Below are 16946 nucleotides of genomic sequence, written 5' to 3'. Positions count from 1 at the left end.
GCCTCCTGTTCAGTGGTAGTCCAGATAATCCACCAGCTCGATATCCGAACCTACGAAACGAAAGATCACTCGCCAGTTGCCGGACACCATCAGGGACCAATAGCCGTGCAGGTCGCCCTTGAGCGGGTGCAGCCGCCAGCCCGGCAGGTTGAGGTCTGCCGGTTCGCTGGCGTGATCCATGAACGACAGCTGGCGGGCCAGCCGTCGTGCATGCTCAGCCCGTATTCCACGAGTCGATCCGGTTTCATAGAAGGCGCGTAGGCCTTTGTGCTGAAAGGACTTGATCATGGGGGACGAGTGTAAGGCGATACCTTACACTCTTCGTAGCGGTTTTGTATTGCAGAGAATGATCAACAACCTGTTACAGGGCCACCCTGGCGCGGATTCAGGCCTTGGCCTCTTCCACTCGCTCGATCATCCGGTCGCGCTTGGCCAGGGTCGGGAACAGCTTGATCCAGACTCCGGTCACCAGCAGCGTGCCGACCCCGCCCAGCACCACCGCCGGCACCGTGCCGAACCAGTGGGCGGTGACTCCGGATTCGAATTCCCCCAGCTGATTCGAGGCGCCGATGAACAGGCCGTTCACCGCGCTGACCCGGCCGCGCATTTCGTCCGGGGTCTCCAGTTGCACGAAGGACGCGCGGATCACCATGCTGATCATGTCCGCCGCCCCCAGTACCACCAGTACCGCCAGGGAAAACCAGAACGAGGTCGAGAGGCCGAAGGCGATAGTAGCCACGCCGAATACTCCGACGGCGGTGAACATCACCCGCCCGACCTTGCGCTCGACGCTAAAGCGCGCCAGCCAAAGCGACATCAGCAAAGCGCCCACCGCCGGTGCCGAGCGCAAGAGTCCCAGGCCCCAGGGGCCGGTGAGCAGAATGTCCTTGGCGAATACCGGCAGCAGTGCGGTGGCGCCCCCCAGCAGCACGGCGAACAGGTCCAGGGAAATGGCGCCGAGAATGTCCGGGCGGCTGCGGATGAAGCGAATCCCCGCCAGCAGCGAGTCCAGGGTGGCCTTGCCCTTGTTCAGTGGCGTCTGCCGGGCCGGCAGGTTGAGCATCAGCAGGCAGGCGATCACATAGAGGATCACGGTCGGGCCATAGACCCAGACGCTGCCGAAGGCGTACAGCAACCCGCCCAGGGCTGGCGCGACGATGGTTGCCGACTGTTGCGCCGATTGTGCGGCGGCCACCGCCCGGGGAAACAGGGCGCTGGGCACGATGCTCGGCAGCAGCGCCTGGGTGGTGGGCATCTCGAACGAGCGAGCGCCACCCAGGAGGAAGGCCAGGATGAAGATCATTTCCCGGGTCACGTTGTCAGTCAGGCTGCCGATGGCCAGGGCCAGGGCGATCAAGGCCTGCAGCGACTGGCAGATGGCTGCGACGCGGCGCCGGTCGTAACGGTCGGCCACATGCCCGGTGTGCAACATGAACAGCACCCGTGGAGCAAACTCCACCAGGCCTACCAGGCCCAGGTCGAGCACATTGCCGGTCAGTTGGTAGAGGTTCCAGCCGATGGCCACGGTGAGCATCTGGAAACCGCTGGCGGTGAAGATCCGGGCCAGCCAGAACGCGATGAACGGACGGTGGTGGCGGAGCAGCAGAGGGTCTTGGCTGGGCATCGGGCGGTCAATCTGAGCGGGGAGTGAAACGAGATTATCACCAAGATGTAACCAATGGTTGCGGCTGCCGGGAAATTCGTTAGCTGCGCATCTATCCCGGTTTTCCACTGTTTTTTTACACGGAGCCTCACAACAGCCGCCATGGCCGGTTGCGATAGGTTGCGCAGGGCGGCGGTGATAGTCCGCATTGCCGCGAACTCCCGGGAAAACCCCGGCCTTGAGAGGGTGAGGCAAGCTGCCACGCGGCAAATAACCACAGAGTTGCGCAGCAAATTTAGGACTACTCTTTCAACGTTGCTTGATCCAGATCAAAACCTTTTTTGCAAAGGCTGATGTGGCGGCCAAAGGGCCAGACTCCCTGCGTAGCGATGGTTTAAAAAAGAACGAATCCGAATTCGCCGCACTCCATATCCGTGGGGGCAGTGGGTGCAGGCCTCTGGCCGGCAGCCGGTATTACCTGATAGAGGAAAGCTTATGTTCGGTTTAGAGGCTCTTGATCTCGCCCGAATTCAGTTCGCGTTCACCATCTCGTTCCACATCCTGTTCCCGGCGATCACCATCGGCCTGGCGAGCTACCTGGCGGTACTCGAAGGCCTCTGGCTGAAGACCCGCGACGACACCTACCGCGATCTCTACCACTTCTGGTCGAAGATCTTTGCCGTCAACTTCGGCATGGGCGTGGTCTCCGGCCTGGTGATGGCTTACCAGTTCGGCACCAACTGGAGCCGTTTCTCGGATTTTGCCGGCTCTGTCACCGGCCCCTTGCTCACCTATGAAGTGCTCACGGCCTTCTTCCTGGAGGCCGGTTTCCTCGGGGTGATGCTGTTCGGCTGGAACAAGGTCGGGCGCAAGCTGCACTTCTTTTCCACGGTGATGGTGGCCATCGGCACACTGATCTCGACCTTCTGGATCCTCTCGTCCAACAGCTGGATGCAGACGCCCCAGGGCTATGAAATCGTCAATGGCCAGGTGATCCCGGTGGATTGGCTGGCGGTGATCTTCAATCCGTCGTTCCCCTACCGCCTGGCGCACATGGCCGTAGCCGCGTTCGTCGCCACGGCGTTCTTCGTCGGCTCGTCGGCAGCCTGGCACTTGCTGCGGGGACGGGACAACCCGGCCATTCGTCGCATGCTTTCCATGGCCATGTGGATGGCCCTGATCGTAGCGCCGGTGCAGGCGGTGATCGGTGACTTCCACGGGCTCAACACCCTCAAGCACCAGCCGGCGAAAATCGCCGCCATCGAAGGTCACTGGGAGAATGTCGGTAACGAGCCGACTCCGCTGATCCTCTTCGGCTGGCCGGACATGAAGGCTGAGAAAACCCGGTTCGCGGTGGAAATCCCCTACCTGGGCAGCCTGATCCTCACCCACTCCCTGGACAAGCAGGTACCGGCGCTCAAGGAGTTCCCGCCTGAGGATCGGCCCAACTCGACCATCGTCTTCTGGTCGTTCCGGATCATGGTCGGCCTGGGCATGCTGATGATCTTCACCGGTCTGTGGAGCGTCTGGCTGCGCAAACGTGACACCCTCTACACCTCGCGCCCGTTCCTTTACCTGGCGTTGTGGATGGGCCCATCCGGGCTGATCGCGATCCTGGCAGGCTGGTTCACCACCGAGATCGGTCGCCAGCCGTGGGTGGTCTACGGCCTGATGCGCACGGCGGACGCCTCTTCCGGGCACAGCTTCGTGCAGATGAGCATCACCCTGGCGTTGTTCGTGGTGGTGTACTTCTCGCTGTTCGGCGTGGGTATCGGCTACATGATGCGCCTGGTGCGCAAAGGCCCGGTCACCAATGAAGGTGCCGAAACCAGCCACGGTGGTCCCGGGCAGCAACGCACCCCGGCCCGTCCGCTGTCCGCAGCCGACGATGAGCACGACGCCGACCACGGCACCCGCCTGAACAAGGGGAACTGAGTCATGGGTATCGATCTTCCGCTGCTCTGGGCCGTGATTATTATCTTCGGCATCATGATGTACGTGGTCATGGACGGCTTCGACCTGGGGATCGGGATTCTCTTCCCGTTCATCAAGGACGACCGCGACCGTGACGTAATGATGAACACCGTCGCCCCGGTTTGGGACGGCAATGAGACCTGGCTGGTGCTGGGGGGCGCGGCCTTGTTCGGTGCCTTTCCGCTGGCTTACTCGGTGGTGCTCTCGGCGCTGTACCTGCCGCTGATCCTGATGCTGGTGGGGCTGATCTTCCGTGGCGTGGCCTTCGAGTTCCGCTTCAAGGCCAAGGAAGACAAGCGCCACATCTGGGACAAGGCCTTCATTGGCGGTTCCGTGGCGGCAACCTTCTTCCAGGGCGTGGCGCTGGGGGCCTTCATTGACGGTTTGCCGGTGGTCAATCGGCAGTTTGCCGGCGGTTCACTGGACTGGCTGACGCCCTTCACCCTGTTCTGCGGCCTGGCGTTGGTGGTGGCCTATGCCTTGCTCGGCTGCACCTGGCTGATCATGAAGACCGAAGGCAAGCTGCAGCAGCAGATGCATGACATTGCTCGGCCCCTGGCCTATGTGGTGCTGGCGGTGATTGGCATCGTCAGTATCTGGACGCCCTTGGCCCATGCCGAGATCGCCGCTCGCTGGTTCACCCTGCCGAACCTGTTCTGGTTCCTGCCGGTGCCGATCCTGGTGCTGGTGACCATGTACGGCCTGCTGCACGCCGTGGCCCGCAACGCCCACTACACACCGTTCCTGCTGACCCTGGTGCTGATCTTCCTCGGCTACAGCGGTCTAGGCATCAGCCTGTGGCCGAACATCGTGCCGCCGTCGATCTCCATCTGGGACGCCGCGGCGCCGCCACAAAGCCAGGGCTTCATGCTGGTGGGCACGCTGTTCATCATTCCGTTCATCCTGGGCTACACCTTCTGGAGCTACTACGTGTTCCGCGGCAAGGTCACCCACGAAGACGGTTACCACTAGGTAGGAGCCGGCTTGCCGGCGAACAGGCCCTTGAGCCTTGTGCCCAGCTGGCCGGCGCTTTCGCTGGCCAGCCAGCTCCTACGAAGGTTTGGGTTAAGCAGGAGTTGCAGTTATGAGCGGTAAACACTCTTTGCAGGAAATCGAACAGGCGGAAAAGAAGCCGCTGTGGCAGCGCCTGGGTTGGCTGGTCATGATCTGGGGCGGCAGTGTCCTGGCCCTGTTCGTGGTCGCCAGCCTGATGCGCATGTTCATGAATGCCGCAGGCCTGACCACCCACTGATCATCCCATCCCGTGCCTTGCGGCACGGTTTCAACCCTCCGCCAGCGGAGGGTTTTTTTTGCCTGTTATTTACGTGCCTTGAGGATCACGAACTTGGGCGTCGCCGCCACTTGCTCGACGCCGCGGAACAGCCGCGCCAGCTTGCTGTGATAACCCAGGTGGCGGTTGCCGACGATATACAGGGCGCCGCCCACTACCAGAGCTTCCCGGGCCTGTTGGAACATGCGCCAGGCAAGGAAGTCGCCCACCACCTGCTGCTGGTGGAAGGGCGGGTTGCACAGCACCACGTCCAGGGACTGTGGCGCTTGCTCGGCCAGGCCGTCGCCGGCACGCATTTGGGCCTCACGCTCACCGAGCACGGCCTGCCAGTTTTCCCGGGCCGATTGCACCGCCATGAAAGATTCGTCCACCAGGGTGTAGTGGGCTTGCGGGTTGTCCAGGGCGCTGGCGATGGCCAGCACGCCATTACCGCAGCCGAGGTCCGCGACTCGGGCGCTGCCCAGGTTCTGTGGCAGGTGCGGGAGGAAGGCGCGGGTGCCGATGTCCAGACCTTCGCGGCAGAACACGTTGGCATGGTTGAGCAGCTCGATGGCCGGCTGTTCCAGGCGATAGCGGGTCGGGTAGGGCGACTGGGCCGGCTGTTTGGCTTCTGCAGTGGCCATCAGCAAGCGGGCCTTTTTCACGGCCAGGGATGCCTGCACCGGGCCGATGTAGCGCTCCAGCAAGTCACCGGCGGCGCGGGGCAGGTGCTTGATCATGGCCGCCGCCACCACCTGGGCGCCGGGGGCCAGTTGCCCTTGCAGACGGATCAATTGTTCTTCCAGCAGGGCCAGGGTCTTGGGTACGCGGATCAGCACCCGGTCGAACGGCCCGCTCAAGGTCTCGCTGGCCGGCACCACGCGCAGGGCATCGAAGGGCAGGCCGTTGCGTGCCAGGTTCTTTTCCAGGGCCAGGGCGCCCAGGTACGAATCGCCGCTGCTGCTGACCTGGACCTTGCCCAGCAGGCTCGCAGCCAGGGCACCGAAGCTGTCGTTGAGCACCAGCACCCGGGTGTCGCTGGTCGGCTGCTGCTCGGCCAGGTGATTGAGCAGGTACTCGTCCGCCGCGTCGAAAGCTTGCAGCGGCTCGTTCTGCTGTTCGGGCTGGCGGATCAGGTCGAGCTGGGCGAAGGGGCTTGCGAGCAGGGGCATGGGCGGACTCTAGGTAATCGGTGAATGTCCTGTCGCTGGGGAACATGGAGCGGACAGGAACCCTTGAACAGCCGCGGGGCGGGCCGCAGGAGGGCGATTCAAAATGGGGGTAAATGGTACGTTTTTTTGCCGGCGATTGCCCGCGATCTATGCCATTACAAACCGCCGGTGTTTCTGCGCCGCGCTTTGCGGGACACTAGAGCATCGCTTTTGTGGAGTCCCTCATGACTGCCAGTGAAGAAAAGTACAGCCGCCAGACCCTGCTGGACGTCCAGCCGCTGACCCCGAGCCTGTTCACCTTGCGCACCACTCGGGATGCGGGTTTCCGCTTTCGGGCCGGGCAGTTTGCCCGCCTTGGCGTGACCAAGGCCGATGGCAGCACGGTGTGGCGCGCCTATTCCATGGTGTCGTCGCCGTTCGACGAGTTTCTCGAATTCTTTTCCATTGTGGTGCCCGGTGGCGAGTTCACCAGCGAGCTGAGCCGCCTGGAAGTGGGGGACAGCCTGCTGGTGGATCGTCAGGCGTTCGGTTACCTGACCCTGGATCGTTTCGTCGACGGTCGCGACCTCTGGCTGTTATCCACAGGCACCGGGATCGCGCCGTTCCTGTCGATCCTCCAGGACTTCGAAGTGTGGGAGAAATTCGAGCGCATCATCCTGGTCTACAGCGTGCGCGAGGCCAGGGAGCTGGCTTATCAGCAACTGCTTGCCGAGTTGCCGCAACGTGAGTACCTGGCGGAGTTCGCCCATAAGTTGCAGTTCATCAGCACCGTGACCCGCGAGCAGCACCCGGGCAGCCTCAACGGGCGTATCACCCAACTGATCGAGAACGGCGAGCTGGAACGCGCCGCGGGTGTGGAACTGACCCCCGAGCACTCTCGGGTGATGCTCTGCGGCAACCCGCAGATGATCGATGACACCCGGGCCCTGCTCAAGCAACGAGGCATGAACCTGAGCCTGAGTCGACGGCCGGGGCAGGTGGCGGTGGAGAACTACTGGTAACCAAAACGGCGCCTCGAGGGCGCCGTCTTTGTGTTACTGAAGCCTTTTTCAGGGCTTGTTGTTCTGTGCCTTGAGCAGATCGCGGATCTCCCCCAGCAGCTCTTCTTCCTTGGTCGGTACCGGTGGCAGGGTAGGGGCCACGGCTTCTTCGCGTTTCAGGCGGTTGATCGCCTTGACGCCCATGAAGATGGCGAAAGCGATGATGATGAAGTCGATGATGCTCTGGATGAACTTGCCATAGGCCAGAACCACCGCGGGTGTGTCCCCCGCAGCCGCTTTCAGGGTGACCGCCAGGTCCCCGAAGTTCACCCCTCCGACCAATACGCCGATGGGTGGCATGACCACGTCACCCACAAAGGAAGAGACGATCTTGCCGAACGCGGCGCCGATGATGATACCCACGGCCATATCGACCACATTACCTTTGACCGCGAAGGCCTTGAATTCACTTAGCACGCCCATAGGTTATTCCCTGTTGCAGATGAGGTTGGTTACGGCAGTGTAATTCAGCAAAAAGCATTTTGCCGAAACAACTTTTTACAGCTTGCGGGGTTATCGACCGATAAAGAGGCAAATAGTTTATTCAAAGTGCCATCAAATCGCGCGCGATATACCCCGCATCTGACGAGATAACCAGAACATTCTGTCAATCGACGGGTTATGGCCTTTCTATTTATCTTTCAAATGTTTAGTCACTAGCCTCTAGCAGGCGCACCGAGATGCGCCTTATATAACTAGAGGAATTCAACATGACCGCTTCTCTTGGCCTTGGGAGTTTTTCCCAGCGATGCGTACTGGGCGTGCTTGCCGCCAGTATGCTTTCCCTTTCCGTACAGGCTGCCACGCTGACCCGCGACAATGGCGCGGCAGTGGGCGATAACCAGAACTCACAAACGGCAGGTGCTACCGGACCGGTGTTGCTGCAAGACGTGCAACTGATCCAGAAGCTCCAGCGTTTTGACCGTGAGCGCATTCCAGAGCGCGTGGTACACGCCCGCGGCACCGGTGCCCACGGTACGTTCACTGTCACCGACAATCTCAGCGACCTGACCCGTGCCAAGGTGTTTGCCGCCGGCGAAGTGACCCCGGTATTCGTGCGCTTCTCGGCCGTGGTGCATGGCAACCACTCCCCAGAAACCTTGCGCGATCCCCGGGGTTTCGCCACCAAGTTCTATACCGCAGACGGAAACTGGGACCTGGTAGGCAACAACTTCCCAACCTTTTTCATTCGTGACGCCATCAAGTTCCCGGATATGGTGCACGCGTTCAAACCTGACCCGCGCACCAACCTTGACGATGATTCGCGGCGTTTCGACTTCTTCTCCCATGTTCCCGAAGCCACTCGTACTTTGACCGAGTTGTATTCCAACTCCGGTACTCCGGCCAGTTACCGGGAAATGGACGGTAACGGCGTACACGCCTACAAGTTGATCAACGCCAAGGGTGAAGTGCACTACGTGAAGTTCCACTGGAAGAGTCTGCAAGGCCTGAAGAATCTCGATCCGAAACAAGTGGTCGAGGTACAAGGGCGTGATTACAGCCATATGACCAACGACTTGGTAACCCACATTAATAAAGGGGATTTTCCCAAGTGGGACTTGTATGTCCAGGTATTGAAACCCGAAGACTTGGCCAAGTTTGATTTCGATCCCCTGGACGCCACCAAGGTCTGGCCCGATGTACCCGAGCGCAAAGTGGGACAAATGGTGTTGAACCGTAATCCGGCCAACGTTTTCCAGGAGACCGAGCAGGTGGCCATGGCCCCGGCCAATCTGGTACCGGGGATCGAACCGTCGGAAGACCGCCTGCTGCAAGGCCGGGTGTTCTCCTACGCCGATACCCAGATGTACCGCATCGGCGCCAACGCCCTGCAACTGCCGATCAACGCACCGAAGAATCCGGTGAACAACGGCAACCAGGACGGCGCGATGAACCTGGGGCACAGCAGCACCGGGGTCAACTATCAGCCGAGCCGCTTGATGCCTCGTGAAGAACCACAGACTGCTCGTTACAGTCACATGGCACTCTCGGGCAGCACCCAGCAGGCGAAGATCCAGCGTGAGCAGAACTTCAAGCAGGCCGGTGATCTGTACCGCTCCTTCAGCAAGAAAGAGCGCCAGGACCTGATCGACAGCTTCGGCGGCTCCTTGGCCACCACCGATGACGAGAGCAAGCACATCATGCTGTCGTTCCTTTATAAGGCCGACCCTGAATACGGCACCGGCGTGACCAAAGTGGCCAAGGGCGACCTGGCCCGGGTCAAGGCCCTGGCGGCCAAACTGAGCGACTGATGCTTCACGCCTTGTAGGAGCTGGCTTGCCAGCGAACGGAACACCACACAGTACGGGGTAGTCCTTCGCCGGCAAGCCGGCTCCTGCGCTTCTCAGGTAAAAAAGGAGGTGTGTCATGCGCCTGTTCATTTCGCTGCTGACCCTGGCCTGGACCCTGGCTGCCCATGCGCAGCCAACCGACCCGGTGGCGGTCAAGGTCCAGCTGGAAAACTACTATTTCGACGCCGCCCGCCGGGGCGATGTGGAGATGCTCAACACCTTTATCGAGGCCGGTTATTCCCTCGATACCCAGGATGAAAAGGGTTACACGGCACTGATTCTGGCCGCCTATCACGGCCAGTATCCGGCAGTGGAGCGCCTGCTGGCCGCCGGTGCCAACGCCTGTACCCAGGACAAACGCGGTAACACGGCGTTGATGGGGGCAATCTTCAAGGGCGAGGTGCAGATCGCCCGACGCCTGCTGGCGACCGATTGCAGCCCTGATCAGCGTAATGGCGCCGGGCAGACCGCGGCCATGTACGCCGGATTGTTCAAGCGGGTCGAGTTGTTGGACGCCTTGGCCGCCAAGGGCGCCGACCTGAATGCCGAAGACCCGCTGGGCAATAGCGCCACGCGTCTGGCCAGCGGGCAGATACGCACCACGGCGCCGCGCTGATCGGCTCCAGCTGAGCTATCATCGCGGTTTTTGCCGGGGGTTCAGATGGCCAAGGCCAAGCGCATGTACGGCTGCACCGAGTGCGGCTCCACCTTTCCCAAATGGGCCGGGCAATGCGGCGAGTGCGGGGCCTGGAACACTCTGACCGAGACCATGATCGAAAGCGGCGGCGCCGCGGCGCCTGCCGGGCGTACCGGCTGGGCCGGGCAGCAGGCGCAGATCAAGACCCTGGCGCAAGTCAGCGTCGAGGAAATCCCGCGTTTCTCTACCGCGTCCGGCGAACTCGACCGGGTGCTGGGCGGTGGCCTGGTGGACGGTTCGGTGGTGCTGATCGGCGGTGATCCGGGAATCGGCAAGTCGACCATCCTGCTGCAGACCCTGTGCAACATCGCCACGCGCATGCCGGCGCTGTACGTCACCGGTGAGGAATCCCAGCAGCAGGTGGCGATGCGCGCCCGGCGCCTGGGCCTGCCCCAGGATCAGTTGCGGGTGATGACCGAGACCTGCATTGAAACCATCATCGCCACCGCTCGGGTGGAAAAACCCAAGGTCATGGTGATCGACTCGATCCAGACCATCTTCACCGAACAGCTGCAATCGGCTCCGGGCGGTGTGTCCCAGGTGCGCGAGAGCGCTGCCTTGCTGGTGCGTTACGCCAAGCAGAGCGGCACGGCGATCTTCCTGGTGGGCCACGTGACCAAGGAAGGCGCCCTGGCCGGACCGCGGGTGCTGGAGCACATGGTGGACACCGTGCTGTATTTCGAGGGCGAGTCCGACGGTCGCCTGCGGTTGTTGCGGGCGGTGAAGAACCGTTTTGGTGCGGTCAACGAGCTGGGTGTGTTCGGCATGACCGACCGTGGTCTGAAGGAGGTGTCCAACCCTTCGGCGATTTTCCTCACTCGGGCTCAAGAAGAAGTGCCCGGCAGCGTGGTAATGGCGACCTGGGAGGGGACCCGGCCGATGCTGGTGGAAGTCCAGGCGCTGGTGGATGACAGCCACCTGGCCAATCCGCGTCGGGTCACCCTGGGTCTGGATCAGAACCGCCTGGCCATGCTGCTGGCAGTGCTGCACCGCCACGGCGGGATTCCGACCCATGACCAGGATGTGTTCCTCAACGTGGTGGGCGGGGTCAAGGTGCTGGAAACCGCCTCCGACCTGGCGTTGATGGCGGCGGTGATGTCGAGTTTGCGCAACCGTCCGCTGCCCCATGACTTGCTGGTGTTCGGTGAAGTGGGCCTGTCCGGTGAAGTGCGTCCGGTACCCAGCGGCCAGGAGCGCTTGAAAGAGGCAGCCAAGCACGGCTTCAAACGGGCCATCGTGCCCAAGGGCAATGCGCCGAAAGAGTCGCCGCCGGGCTTGAAGATCATTGCCGTGACCCGCCTGGAACAGGCGTTGGATGCGCTCTTCGAATAAACACAGCTGGGCTCTCATGGAAGGAAGCAGGTAATGGGCATGACAAGGTTGAATGGCTGGTTACTGGGCATCAGCCTGCTGTGTGGCAGCGGCTTTGCCGTGGCGCAGCAGAGCGAGATGCCCGAGGGCTATCGTGTGGCCCAGCAGGTACTGGTGGGAGATGGCTCGCTTTTGGAGGTGCTGGAGGATGTGCGCATCACGCCGCAACTGCACGCTGACAGTTGGGGCAATGGCTTGGACGCCGACAGCTTTGCCCAGTCCGAGGACGATCACCCGGCCGCTCCCTTGGGCGCTCAGGCGCGCCTGGTTTCCGACAGCGGCGAGGTGCTGGCGCAGAAGTCCCTGGGCTATCCCCTGGCCACGGTGGAAAAGGCGCCGCTCAACGGCCTGCCATCGCCGGCGTTTTTCCTCACCGTCGACCAGACCGCACCCATGGGCAGCTACAGCGGTCCGGCCACCGAAGTGCTGACGCCGGAGCAGAGTCAGCTGGACCCGGTGCTCTACCTGGGTGAAGGAGGGGAAAGACAGCCGCTGGTGTTTGCCCAGACTGGCAAGGCGGCGTGGCAGATCGTGCCGTCCCGTGAAGGGGGCACCGAAAGCATCCAGCAGGTGTCATCGGCGTCGTCGATGGAGAACGAAGAGTTCATCACCACCTATCGCACCTTCCGTTATGTCGACGGCCAATGGACAGTCGCCTCACGGCAGCAAGCGGGTTACTGGGACATGGAAAGCGATTTTCCCGAACCCGCGCTGTTTCCCTGAATACCGGTGTCGCTGATCAAATATTGATCAGTGCGCCCAGTTCCCGCTCCAACTCCTCGGGGTCTCCCAGGTTCAGCTCGATCAACCTCCTGAGGTGTTCGATGGACTCCAGGCCGATGTGCAGGCAGACGAAGCCCAACTGACCGTGATGGTCGTGGGCCAGCTGCACATCCATACGCACGTCGGCATCGAGGCCGAGGTGAATATCGGCTTCGAAGGGGCGATTGGGATCTCCAATCCAGGGATCGGGGCGTTCGATCAACAGTCCCTTGAGGGACAGGTCCAGCAGCCGCACCGGCCAGCGGTGAGTGCCCTGGCTCAGTTCGGTCGTGGCATCGAAGGCGATGCGTTTGAAGCGTCGGCGTTCGGCGTGTTGCTCGCTCATGGGCTGGCCCTCTGCGTGGTGCACTGACTATAGACCCCGGTTTATCACTGTCGCTACCACAGCCATCGGACCTCAAAAAACACGGATTGCCACCTTGCTCGCAGCTTGCCGGACGAAAGGCGGGCGGATTCAGGGTTTTTTGTCGGCGGCCTTGAGCTGAAAAGTTTCGAGAAAAGTGCGGCTCATAAGTTAAAAGAAGGCTCTAGACCAACGTGGGGGGTGGTCTTTGAGAACAGTAGCGCTACACTCGAAACGCGGTCTTTCTGTCCACCCTGGCTGGGATAAAAAAATGAAAAATAATAATAGCCTGCTGCGCCATGTCCCTTGGCTGCTGCTGGCAATCGTAGGAGCGTGCGCCCTCGGCGTAGTTGCATTGCGTCGCGGCGAGGCGATCAACGCCTTGTGGATTGTGGTGGCCGCGGTGGCCATCTATCTGGTGGCGTACCGGTATTACAGTCTGTTCATTGCCAATAATGTGATGCAGCTGGACCCTCGTCGGGCCACTCCCGCTGTGCTCAACAACGATGGTCTGGACTATGTGCCGACCAACAAACACATTCTCTTCGGTCACCACTTCGCGGCCATTGCTGGCGCAGGTCCCTTGGTGGGCCCGGTTCTGGCGGCGCAGATGGGCTACCTGCCCGGCACCCTGTGGCTGATTGCCGGGGTGGTCCTGGCCGGTGCGGTACAGGACTTCATGGTGCTGTTCCTGTCCACCCGGCGTAACGGTCGCTCCCTGGGCGACATGGTTCGTGAGGAAATGGGCCGTATCCCCGGCACCATCGCGCTGTTCGGCTGCTTCCTGATCATGATCATCATCCTCGCGGTGCTGGCGCTGATCGTGGTCAAGGCCCTGGCCGAGAGCCCGTGGGGCATTTTCACGGTGATGGCGACCATCCCGATCGCGGTGTTCATGGGCGTGTACATGCGCTACATCCGCCCGGGGCGCATCGGCGAAATTTCGTTGATCGGCGTGCTATTGCTGCTCGGCTCCATCTGGCTGGGGGGCCAGGTGGCCGCCGATCCGGTCTGGGGCAAGATGTTTACCTTCACCGGCATCCAGATCACCTGGATGCTGATCGGCTACGGTTTTGTCGCTGCGGTGCTGCCGGTGTGGCTGATCCTGGCGCCCCGTGACTACCTGTCGACCTTCCTCAAGATCGGTACCATCATCGCCCTGGCGATTGGCATCCTGATCACCATGCCCGAGCTGAAAATGCCGGCCCTGACCCAGTTCACCGATGGCACTGGCCCGGTATGGAAGGGCGGCCTGTTCCCGTTCCTGTTCATCACCATCGCTTGTGGCGCGGTGTCCGGCTTCCACGCGCTGATCTCCTCGGGGACCACGCCGAAGCTGCTGGATAACGAAGCCAACGCTCGCTACATCGGCTATGGCGGCATGCTCATGGAGTCCTTCGTGGCGATCATGGCCATGGTCGCGGCCTCGGTAATCGAGCCCGGCGTTTACTTCGCCATGAACAGCCCGGCGGCCATTGTTGGCGGTGATGTGGTGGCTGTGGCCCAAACCGTCAGTAGCTGGGGTTTTGTCATCAGCCCGGAACAACTCCAGGCGGTGGCCAAGGACATCGGTGAAAACACCATCCTGGCCCGTGCCGGCGGTGCGCCGACCCTGGCGGTGGGTATCGCACAGATCCTCCACCATGTACTGCCGGGTGAAAACACCATGGCGTTCTGGTACCACTTCGCGATCCTGTTCGAAGCCCTGTTCATTCTTACCGCTGTGGATGCCGGTACCCGTGCCGGTCGTTTCATGCTCCAGGATCTGCTGGGGTCTTTCGTTCCCGCGCTGAAACGCACTGAATCCTGGACCGCCAACCTGATCGCCACGGCCGGCTGTGTCGCCCTCTGGGGTTACCTGCTGTACCAGGGCGTGATCGATCCGCTGGGTGGCATCAACACCTTGTGGCCGCTGTTCGGCATCTCCAACCAGATGCTGGCCGGTATCGCCCTGATGCTGGGCACCGTGGTCCTGATCAAGATGAAGCGTCAGCGCTACATCTGGGTCACCCTGCTGCCGGCTGTCTGGCTGCTGATCTGCACCACTACCGCAGGCTTCATCAAGCTGTTCGACGCCAACCCTGCGATCGGCTTCCTGTCGCTGGCGAAGAAATACAGCGATGCGATGGCCAATGGTCAGATCCTCGCTCCGGCCAAGGACATCACGCAGATGCAGCACGTGATCTTCAACGCCTACACCAACGCGACCCTGACGGCATTGTTCCTGCTGGTGGTGTTCAGCATCCTGTTCTACGCGCTCAAGGTCGGTATTGCGGCTTGGGGCACCAAGGAACGTACGGATAAAGAATCGCCCTTCCAGGCTGTGCCAGACGCGTAACCCGAGGATTGCAACGATGTTCAATGACCTGAGTCGCCTCGGTAAATACCTCGGTCAGGCCGCGCGCCTGATGGTCGGCATGCCCGACTACGACAACTACGTCGAGCATATGCAAACCAAGCACCCGGACAAGCCGGTGATGTCGTACGAGGCGTTCTTCCGTGAACGCCAGGAAGCCCGGTACGGCGGCAAGGGCGGTCCGAAGTGCTGTTGAAGTACAGCGTGTAAGTCACACCCATGTAGGAGCCGGCTTGCCGGCGATAGCGATTCTTCGGACGCCATCGCCGACCAGCCGGCTTCTACGTTTTCATGCGTGGGAGATCCTGTTTTGCAAAATCCTATTCCCGTCACCGTGCTCAGCGGTTTCCTCGGTGCCGGCAAGACCACCTTGTTGCGGCACCTGCTCAAGGCCGAGCATGGTTTGAAGATCGCCGTGATCGAGAATGAGTTCAGTGATGCCGGTATCGACACCCAGCTGCTGGGGGACGAGCCGGTCCAGGTCATGACCCTGTCCAATGGCTGTGTCTGCTGCACCATCCACACCGACCTGACCAAGGCCCTGTACTTGCTGCTGGAACGCCTGGACAGTGGCGAGATCGCCTTTGATCGACTGGTGATCGAGTGCACCGGATTGGCCGATCCGGCGCCGGTGGCGCAGACCTTTTTCATTGATGAAGAGTTGCGCGAGCGCTACATCCTCGACGGCATCATCACCCTGGTGGATGCCAAGCACGCCGAGTTCCACCTGACCCAGACCATCGCCCAGGCGCAGATCGGCTTTGCCGACCGGCTGCTGGTGAGCAAGCGCGACCTGGTGGATGAACAGACCTTCGACGCCCTCAGCCAGCGCCTGACGCGGATCAACCGCCGGGCGCCGATTCGTCTGGTGGAGCACGGCCAGATCGATCTGGCGGAGCTGCTGGATGTACGGGGCTTCAACTTGAATGCTGATCTGGGCGGCGGCATCAGTCTGCGACCGGTGAGCCAGGCACCCTCGGTGGACCGGATTTCCAGTCTGGTACTGCGCACCGAGCAGGCCCTGGATCTGGATCGCCTCAGCGAGTTCATGAATGAGCTGCTGGAGGATCATGGCAAGCAATTGCTGCGTTACAAGGGCGTGCTGAATGTGATCGACGAGCCACGGCGCATGGTGTTCCAGGGCGTGCTCAAGCTTTATGGCTTTGACTGGGATACCCAATGGGCTGAGGGCGAGGCGCGGGAGAGTGTGATGGTGTTCATTGCCGACGATCTGCCGGAAGAGAAGATCCGGCAGGGCTTCGAGAAAATGCTGGGGGGCTGAGGTTTTCGCCGGCAAGCCGGCTCCTACAGGTCGGCGGGTGCTGTGCCTAGCAGGCGTTGTTGCAGATGATCCAGGTGTCGGTTCATCAGGGCTTCGGCCTTTTCGACGTCGGCCGCCTGTAGCGCGTCGATGATCGTCGCGTGCTCTTGCCAGGCGCAGCAGTGGCAGGCGCGGCCTTCAAACTGAGCGATGGCCAGGGAGGTCAGCGGCACCAGACTGCCGAGAAACTGCGCCAGTGGTGCATTGCCGGCCACTTCAGCCAGTTGCAGGTGGAACTCCCCGGACAGGCGAATGGCCGGGCCTCGTTGGTCGCGCTCGATGGCCTCTCGTTCCTGGGCGATCAGTTGCCGCAGGGACTGCAACTGGCGCCGGGGTTGCTGGCAGGCCAGGCGCACCAGGGTGATTTCCGTCAGGCGCCGGGCGTGCAGGATCTGCCGGGTCTGCTCCAGGTCAGGAGCCGCGACCTGGGGGCGGTAATTGGGCCGCAGGATCACCACTTGCTGGTGGGACAACCGCGCCAGGACCTGGCGGATGATGCTGCGGCTGACGCCGAAGGCCTGCCCGAGGCTGTCTTCGGTGAAGCGGCTGCCGGGGGCGATGCGCTGTTCGAGAATAGCGTCGAAGATCTGCGGATAGACATCATCGACCAGCAGTTTTTTTTCGCCGCACTGACGCCGAGGCAGGCTGGCCACCAGGGTGAAGGGGTTGTTTTTCAGGGCGTAGCTGACCATGGCCTGTCTCCAGTCCAGTTGCTGACTCGGGGG

Annotated in this window: 17 protein-coding genes; 11 read left to right on the top strand and 6 right to left on the bottom strand. The window is 61.6% G+C overall.

All coding sequences use genetic code 11. From position 1 onward, the window contains the following. Window positions 1-9 precede the first annotated feature (9 nt). Together P7C00_RS28025 and P7C00_RS28020 are read right to left on the bottom strand one after the other, a co-directional pair. Window positions 10-288: a type II toxin-antitoxin system RelE/ParE family toxin gene (locus P7C00_RS28025; RefSeq protein ID WP_404937712.1), complete on the bottom strand. Its 279-nt coding sequence runs from the start codon at window positions 286-288 to the stop codon at window positions 10-12. 97 nt (window positions 289-385) lie between these two features. Continuing rightward, the gene (locus tag P7C00_RS28020; RefSeq protein WP_346635966.1) at window positions 386-1624 is read right to left on the bottom strand and encodes an MFS transporter; all 1239 of its coding nucleotides are present in this window, start codon (window positions 1622-1624) and stop codon (window positions 386-388) included. A gap of 474 nt (window positions 1625-2098) precedes the next feature. Here P7C00_RS28020 and P7C00_RS28015 point away from each other — a divergent pair, with 474 nt between their 5' ends. The 3 genes from P7C00_RS28015 (at window position 2099) to P7C00_RS28005 (ending at window position 4829) form a co-directional block, all read left to right on the top strand. Further along, on the top strand, window positions 2099-3538 hold the full coding sequence (locus tag P7C00_RS28015) for a cytochrome ubiquinol oxidase subunit I (RefSeq protein WP_346635967.1): 1440 nt from the start codon (window positions 2099-2101) through the stop codon (window positions 3536-3538). Between the two features lie 3 nt (window positions 3539-3541). Further along, complete coding sequence (gene cydB, locus P7C00_RS28010) at window positions 3542-4549, top strand: cytochrome d ubiquinol oxidase subunit II (protein ID WP_404937711.1); 1008 nt, start codon at window positions 3542-3544, stop codon at window positions 4547-4549. A gap of 112 nt (window positions 4550-4661) precedes the next feature. Continuing rightward, the gene (locus tag P7C00_RS28005; RefSeq protein ID WP_011063586.1) at window positions 4662-4829 is read left to right on the top strand and encodes a DUF2474 domain-containing protein; all 168 of its coding nucleotides are present in this window, start codon (window positions 4662-4664) and stop codon (window positions 4827-4829) included. 65 nt (window positions 4830-4894) lie between these two features. Here P7C00_RS28005 and P7C00_RS28000 read toward each other — a convergent pair whose 3' ends face one another. Beyond that, the gene (locus P7C00_RS28000; protein WP_404937710.1) at window positions 4895-6019 is read right to left on the bottom strand and encodes a methyltransferase; all 1125 of its coding nucleotides are present in this window, start codon (window positions 6017-6019) and stop codon (window positions 4895-4897) included. 224 nt (window positions 6020-6243) lie between these two features. Between P7C00_RS28000 and P7C00_RS27995 the strand changes: the two genes are divergently transcribed. Then, window positions 6244-7020, top strand: coding sequence for a ferredoxin--NADP reductase (locus P7C00_RS27995; RefSeq protein ID WP_404937709.1), 777 nt, complete (start codon window positions 6244-6246; stop codon window positions 7018-7020). Between the two features lie 48 nt (window positions 7021-7068). Here P7C00_RS27995 and mscL read toward each other — a convergent pair whose 3' ends face one another. Next, complete coding sequence (mscL, locus tag P7C00_RS27990) at window positions 7069-7482, bottom strand: large-conductance mechanosensitive channel protein MscL (protein ID WP_404937708.1); 414 nt, start codon at window positions 7480-7482, stop codon at window positions 7069-7071. Window positions 7483-7769: 287 nt separating this feature from the next. On the opposite strand from mscL, the gene katB reads away from it, so the two are divergent. The 4 genes from katB (at window position 7770) to P7C00_RS27970 (ending at window position 12141) form a co-directional block, all read left to right on the top strand. Next, complete coding sequence (katB, locus tag P7C00_RS27985; RefSeq protein ID WP_404937707.1) at window positions 7770-9311, top strand: catalase KatB; 1542 nt, start codon at window positions 7770-7772, stop codon at window positions 9309-9311. A 115-nt stretch (window positions 9312-9426) separates the two neighbouring features. Then, window positions 9427-9966, top strand: a complete 540-nt coding sequence (locus P7C00_RS27980) for an ankyrin repeat domain-containing protein (RefSeq protein WP_346635972.1) — start codon at window positions 9427-9429, stop codon at window positions 9964-9966. A gap of 45 nt (window positions 9967-10011) precedes the next feature. Next, a complete protein-coding gene (gene radA, locus P7C00_RS27975) occupies window positions 10012-11379 on the top strand; it encodes a DNA repair protein RadA (protein ID WP_346635973.1) in 1368 nt (455 codons plus the stop codon). 33 nt (window positions 11380-11412) lie between these two features. After that, window positions 11413-12141, top strand: coding sequence for a hypothetical protein (locus P7C00_RS27970; RefSeq protein WP_404937706.1), 729 nt, complete (start codon window positions 11413-11415; stop codon window positions 12139-12141). 16 nt (window positions 12142-12157) lie between these two features. On the opposite strand, the gene P7C00_RS27965 is transcribed toward P7C00_RS27970, so the two are convergent. Beyond that, window positions 12158-12526, bottom strand: coding sequence for a PilZ domain-containing protein (locus P7C00_RS27965; RefSeq protein ID WP_346635975.1), 369 nt, complete (start codon window positions 12524-12526; stop codon window positions 12158-12160). 289 nt (window positions 12527-12815) lie between these two features. On the opposite strand from P7C00_RS27965, the gene P7C00_RS27960 reads away from it, so the two are divergent. The 3 genes from P7C00_RS27960 (at window position 12816) to yjiA (ending at window position 16182) form a co-directional block, all read left to right on the top strand. Next, entirely contained in the window at window positions 12816-14882 is a 2067-nt protein-coding gene (locus tag P7C00_RS27960; protein ID WP_346635976.1) for a carbon starvation CstA family protein, read from the top strand. Window positions 14883-14898: 16 nt separating this feature from the next. Next, complete coding sequence (locus P7C00_RS27955) at window positions 14899-15096, top strand: YbdD/YjiX family protein (protein ID WP_007937254.1); 198 nt, start codon at window positions 14899-14901, stop codon at window positions 15094-15096. A 114-nt stretch (window positions 15097-15210) separates the two neighbouring features. Further along, entirely contained in the window at window positions 15211-16182 is a 972-nt protein-coding gene (gene yjiA / locus P7C00_RS27950; RefSeq protein WP_404937705.1) for a GTPase, read from the top strand. A gap of 23 nt (window positions 16183-16205) precedes the next feature. On the opposite strand, the gene P7C00_RS27945 is transcribed toward yjiA, so the two are convergent. Further along, on the bottom strand, window positions 16206-16913 hold the full coding sequence (locus P7C00_RS27945; RefSeq protein WP_404937704.1) for a GntR family transcriptional regulator: 708 nt from the start codon (window positions 16911-16913) through the stop codon (window positions 16206-16208). Window positions 16914-16946: the final 33 nt, after the last annotated feature.

Origin of the sequence: Pseudomonas sp. JDS08PS003 (assembly GCF_045013505.1) — a bacterium.
Taxonomy (GTDB): domain Bacteria; phylum Pseudomonadota; class Gammaproteobacteria; order Pseudomonadales; family Pseudomonadaceae; genus Aquipseudomonas; species Aquipseudomonas protegens_B.
Note: the sequence above shows the minus strand (reverse complement) of the source record. Positions and strands in the feature narration are given on the sequence as shown.